Source organism: Streptomyces sp. NPDC090499 (assembly GCF_044769305.1).
In the GTDB taxonomy this organism is placed as follows: Bacteria; Actinomycetota; Actinomycetes; order Streptomycetales; family Streptomycetaceae; genus Streptomyces.
Window position 1 is genome coordinate 1 of sequence record NZ_JBIVXP010000046.1, and the last position, 5,267, is coordinate 5,267.

Below are 5,267 nucleotides of genomic sequence, written 5' to 3' on the forward strand. Positions count from 1 at the left end.
CCACCCTGCGGGCAGGGAACGAAAGCCCATCGGCGCACGCCCCCCGGCGCACTCCCTGACCTTGATCGGCTACACCACGACAAGGGACGCCATCCTCGGCTACATGGAACTCGACCGCCGCGGCGCCGAACTGCTGTTCCAGTTGTTAGCCGAAAGGGAGGAAAAGGCATCCGTGGCCATCGCTTCCAACGAATCCTTCGGAGGCTGGACAAAGACCTTCACCGATCCCCGGCTCTGCGCGGCCATCGTGGACCGGCTCACCTTCGGCGGCAACATCATCGAGACCGGCACCGACTCCTACCGCCTCGCACACGCCAAGAACCAGCAGAGCAACGGCTGAACGATCACCGCAATTGGGCCTATCCCAGTGAGAAGGAGGCCCGCTGCCGCCAGCGCGTCCCGTCGTGGACCAGCAAGTCGACCGACGAGACCTGCGCGACGATGGGCAGCTTGGTGAGCAGGTCGGCCTCGGCCTTCTCCACGAGAGCCTCGTCCTGGCCCTGGGCGACGGTCAGATGTGGGACAACGTCGTCGAACTGCCCGCCGAACGGCGGGTTTTCCGACCACCGCTCGACGACCGCCTCGGTGAGGCGCCTGAAGTGAGTGTCCGGTTCGGGGGCGAGATACAGCACTCCGGGGAACCGGCCACAGTGGTCGAACCGGGCCACGAAGGACTGATACCGACCGAGCACCTCGCCGATCGCGGCGCAGACACCCTGGTCGATCCGGCTTGCATCGAGAAACGGGAAGAGCACGGTCACATGGGCCGGCACACCGGCACGGGCTGAGGGGTCAAGCCGGTCACGCCACGCTCGCACAGCAGGCTCCGCCTCCGGAACCCTCACGATCAGCCCGGACTGCCCTGCCTGGAACCCATACGAGTCGTCGTCCTCCATCGCATCTGTCTATCAGCGGGGCCCCGCCGGCGGCGACTCGATTAGCACCGCCATGCCAAACAGGACGGGGCACCACCCGAGCACCTTGGGATGAGGGGTTGTCGGGCATCGGCACGGGAAATCCACACCATGTGGGTCGCGTATGCGCAGGCCATCGCGTTTCCTCGATAGACCAACATCGAGAGGCAGACGTTTGGCCAGTGCTACGGGCGGGGATGGGCGGTGAGCCAGTCCTGGAGTTCGCGGTGACGGAACTGGTACGCCGTTCCTGAGGTCCGTAGTAGGCCTGCCCCGTAGGCCCAGTTGAGGAAGCCGCCAAGCCTCCAGGGCAGTCGGCCGCGGGAGCAGCACAGGAAGACTAGATACCGTCGGCCCGCTCCCGTGAACAGGTAGATGCCGCCCACGACTCCGCCTGCAAGGCCGAGTGTGAATCCAGTGCCGAGCCCGGTGACGAGACCTGTTGCGAGGCCGGTGGTGAGCCCGGCGGCCAAGCCGTATGCCAGGCCGGCTGCGGTCCCGACGGCAAGTGCGCCCGAGACGCCGGCGGTCACGCCGGCGGCGAGACCGCCAGCCACACCTTGCGTGAGCCCGACCGTGAGCCCGGTCGCACAGCCTGCTACGAGCCCGGTCGTGAGCCCGACTGCGAGATCTCCCCAGACAGCGCTGCTGGGGCGGGCAACGACGGGGTCCTCGCGTCCTGCAACGTGCGCCCGCCAACTGAGCCCTGTGGCGAGCGCGGCCGCGAGAGCGTACGCCAGGCCGGCGGCGATGGCGTATGCGGTTCGAGCGGCGATACCGATCGCTACGCCTCCTGCCAGCCCTCCGGCCAGCGTCACGGCGAGCATGCGGACAAGCCGCTGTCTGCCAATAGGTGTACGCAGACGGCGTATTGGGATGGTCACGGGCGGGCCTACCTGCGCTGACATGGCCCGGATGATGATGAGCGCGGCCACTGCCGTGAACCCTGTCGCGCCCATGACCTGGCGTAGAGAACCGAGGTTCACGGAGGTCTGTGCGAGGAGCAGACCGGCAAAAAGCAGGGCCACTGCGGTGGCGAGCAGAGCGTCCGTGCCACGGACTCGGCGGGAGCCGGCCATCGGCCATAACTGGTGCAGCACGATGTCGGTGGACGCGGAGGTGGTAGTGAGGTACGTGGCGAGCGCGGCAAGCCAGTTGTGGGTCTGATCGGGCCGGTAGCGGCCGGGATCGGTGGGGTGCTGGCTGATGGCGGCCGGCAGGTACAGGGCGAACAGGTGGTCCCGGACCACGCTGGGGGAGGCGAGAGTCAGCAGGACGTCGGGGGCACGGAGATAGGCGAGGGTTGCGGGGTGGCGTTCCTCGTAGGCGGTGACGGCCAGGTTGAGCCGCCAAGGAGTGCTCAGCGCCTGCGCCAGCGTGCCCTCCGGTGCTGCGGTCAGCGTGTGTAGGACGCTCAGCCAGCGGGCTGGGTTTGTGCTCCGGGCGGTGAGGTACGCGGCGGCCTGGGCAGGAGTGACGGGATCCAGTTCGATGCGGGCGGCCTCGCGCATCCGGATGTCCAGCATGGCCAGTTCGGTGTACTGGTCGGTGCGACAGGTCAAGATGACGGGGGCGTTGCCCGAGGGGTCCTGGTAGGCGTTGACCTGCTGCAAGGCCCGCACGGCGCGGCGGCGGGCGGGTGGGGTGGTGGCGGTGTCCATCTCGTCCAGGCCGTCAAGGACGGGCAGGACGCGATACTCCCGCACCAGCCGCCGGACGTCCGCGAGGCTGAGGCCTATGTCGCGGAACTGATCGTGTATCCGCTCAGCGAGCCATTCGGGCAGCGGACGTGCGGGGTCCCAGTCGGCCAGGGAGAGACGGATCGCAACCGGGCCTGCGCTGCTGGTCTGGGGGTGGGCCAGCAGCCCGAGGATGAGCTGGAGGGCGAGCAGGGTCTTTCCGGCACCGGGTTCGCCGGTGATGACCAGCCGGCCCGGGCGGAGGTTCTGGTAGTAGGCGACGATGTCGGTGAGATGTCCGTTGGGGGCGGGGCCGGCGGCGTTGTTGGAGGGCTCGGGCCGGTGGGTGAAGGCCAGGGGGATGCAGTGGGCGCCGGGGCCGATCAACTGGGCGCGCTGCAGGGTTTCGGCCCTGGCCACGGCTGTGGCCAGGGTTTTGGCCTTGGCGTCGATGTCTGCTGCAGCCTCGTCGCGGTCGGCACGGTAAGCCGCCCAGGCCAGGTAGGTGCCGGGCAGTGTGGGCACGAGGGCGACGATGGTGGCAGCCATCCGCGCCACCTGGAACTGCCTGGACAGCCATAGCGCCATCGCAGCGGCGGCGGCCTGCAGAACGACAAGGACGGCAGCGACCCGGCGCGTACGTGTTCCCCCCATGCGGGGCATCTTCCCGGTTCATCCATGCGACCCACAGTGTGTTCTCCGAAGTCGGCATAGTGCCGGGCCGATCGTGATGAACTGTCCTTTTTAGCCGATATTCTGGCCGGACCCTCTTTGAGTATCGGGCGTCGCTCACACAGGAACTGGTGGCGGAGTCAGATGCGGGCGTGGAGTTCACGGCGCTGCGCCATGCCGCTGGCGGAGTCTGCGGCGTTCTGTGGCAGTACGGCATCCATGGCCTTGACCAGTTCGGCGGAACCGATGAAGGCAGCGGTGCGCAGTTCGTGAACGAGCAGGGTCGCAGAAGCCAAGGCGACGAGGTCGGCGCCGACCTGAGCAGCTTCATGGTCAGTGGTTGGTCCGCTAGAGAACACTGTGACGTCTTCGTAGTTGGCCTTGATGCGCAGCCGGTACAGGTAGTCCGCCATGGTGACCGGGCGGACAGCGCCGGCGACCTCGTCTTTCTCCGCGGCCGTGAGTCGGACCGACTTCGGCTCTGCTCCTGGGGCGCGGCCGGCTGCCAGTCGAGCGTCTCGGTTGGCGCGCCAGGCCTTCTTCTTCGCACTCAGCAGCTCGCGTCGTTTGCCGGCGAGGCGGTCATCGACCAGCAGCTGGCGGGTGGAGCGCAGCGCCCTGGCGGCGATGTCCCAGGCTTGATCGCCCTGCCAGGACGCCCACGGGTGCAGTTCCAGTTTGAGTGGCCGTCCGGGGTCGGCGGGGAAGCCGTCGGCGTCGGCGAGCCGGGTCCCGGGCGCGGCGGCGGATAGCGTCCACGCGGGCCGGGGTGCGCGTTGGCCGGGCTGGCGCGCGGCCGTCAGGTGGGGGATGCCGGCGGGCTGGGGGTCGGGGTGGGACCACCGGACGAAGGCCTCGCGGGCGACACCGACGTCCGGGTTGGGCCGTAGGTCAGGTCCCCGACCTCAAAGGTTGCGGAAAGCAAGGCTTGATGGGTAGGGTCTCCGGGTCCTTAAAGCTTGACATCGGCTAGGTTTGAGGGGAGGGTGGGATGACGCGTCCTATGGATCTGCTTCTCGCGGAGCTGGATCGTCGGGGAGTCAGCAGTCGACAGACGGCCAAGGGCTCTTGGGTTTTGTCCCGTGACGGCACGGTTATCGCGATCGGCGGCGAGCCCGAGACGGAGAGCGGGTGGATCGACTTGATCAATCAACTGCGACGAGCAGGCTGGGTCTCCCCTGAGGAGGACTAGGCGGGCACGGCGGGGGCCGGAAGGCCAGGTCCCCGTTCCCCGTTCCCGGGACGAAGCAGCAAGTGCTGAGAAGAGGACACAGGAGAAGGGGTCATGGAAAAGGAATGGCAGGCATCTGTGATCGTTGACGACCTCGATGCGCCTACTGACGAGGTGATCGACGAGTTGTGGCGCTTCCCCGGGGGAACCCTCCGGTATGAGGAGCGATGGCGACGCCTCTACCTGGTGTGGCGGCTGATGGCGCCCACGCTGGCGGTAGCAGCGCCACAGGCCTTCGAGACTGCGCACGGGGGCCTGAAGGCCATGCTGGGGCGTGAGCCTGAACTGACGGGGCTGCGCGTGATCACGGCAGAGCAAGCCAACGCAGAACGCGAGCATCCTCAAGAACAAGAACTCATGGGATACAGGGAAGCAGCCGCAGAGTTGGGTGTAAGTCGCCAGCGAGTCGCTCAGCTGGACGGCAGCCATCCTGACTTCCCTCGTCCTATTGGGCGCATTGGCGCTGGACCCGTCTTCACTGCTGCTTCCGTGCAGTCCTTCGCCAAGCGGTGGGATCGCAGCCCGGGGCGGCGGAGGGTGGCTTAGACGGGCGAGACTGGGAAGCTCCGCTGGCCTCTGGCCTTCATTGGCCAGCGGAGCTCTTCCCGCCCATGATCATGGCAGCAGCCACTGCCGCGCGCAGGTGTGGGCTGAGTCGCGGTTGCGGCATCGACTTAGACGCTGTTGTCGTTCCGATCTTGAGGGGTGTGCGTCGAACGGGAGTCTCGATCGGGTGATCGCAGCTGGCCGCGGGCATGAGAACAGGGCCTC

5 protein-coding genes are annotated in these 5,267 nt (G+C 67.6%); 2 read left to right on the forward strand and 3 right to left on the reverse strand.

The genetic code is table 11. The annotated features are described in order from the left end of the window. The coding region (locus tag ACIQVL_RS51400) for an ATP-binding protein (protein ID WP_403479296.1) at nucleotides 1-340 on the forward strand (340 nt) is incomplete at its 5' end. Nucleotides 341-359: 19 nt separating this feature from the next. Here ACIQVL_RS51400 and ACIQVL_RS51405 read toward each other — a convergent pair. The 3 genes from ACIQVL_RS51405 to ACIQVL_RS51415 form a co-directional block, all read right to left on the reverse strand. Further along, complete coding sequence (locus ACIQVL_RS51405) at nucleotides 360-896, reverse strand: 2'-5' RNA ligase family protein (RefSeq protein WP_403479297.1); 537 nt, start codon at nucleotides 894-896, stop codon at nucleotides 360-362. Nucleotides 897-1,099: 203 nt separating this feature from the next. Continuing rightward, entirely contained in the window at nucleotides 1,100-3,142 is a 2,043-nt protein-coding gene (locus tag ACIQVL_RS51410; RefSeq protein ID WP_403479298.1) for an NACHT domain-containing protein, read from the reverse strand. Nucleotides 3,143-3,405: 263 nt separating this feature from the next. Continuing rightward, nucleotides 3,406-3,678 (reverse strand): hypothetical protein, encoded by a 273-nt coding sequence (locus tag ACIQVL_RS51415; protein WP_403479299.1) that lies wholly within the window; start codon nucleotides 3,676-3,678, stop codon nucleotides 3,406-3,408. Between the two features lie 872 nt (nucleotides 3,679-4,550). On the opposite strand from ACIQVL_RS51415, the gene ACIQVL_RS51420 reads away from it, so the two are divergent. Beyond that, nucleotides 4,551-5,042 carry a hypothetical protein gene (locus ACIQVL_RS51420; RefSeq protein ID WP_403479300.1) on the forward strand — a complete coding sequence of 164 codons (492 nt, stop codon included), beginning with the start codon at nucleotides 4,551-4,553 and terminating at the stop codon, nucleotides 5,040-5,042. The last annotated feature ends 225 nt before the right edge of the window (nucleotides 5,043-5,267 follow it).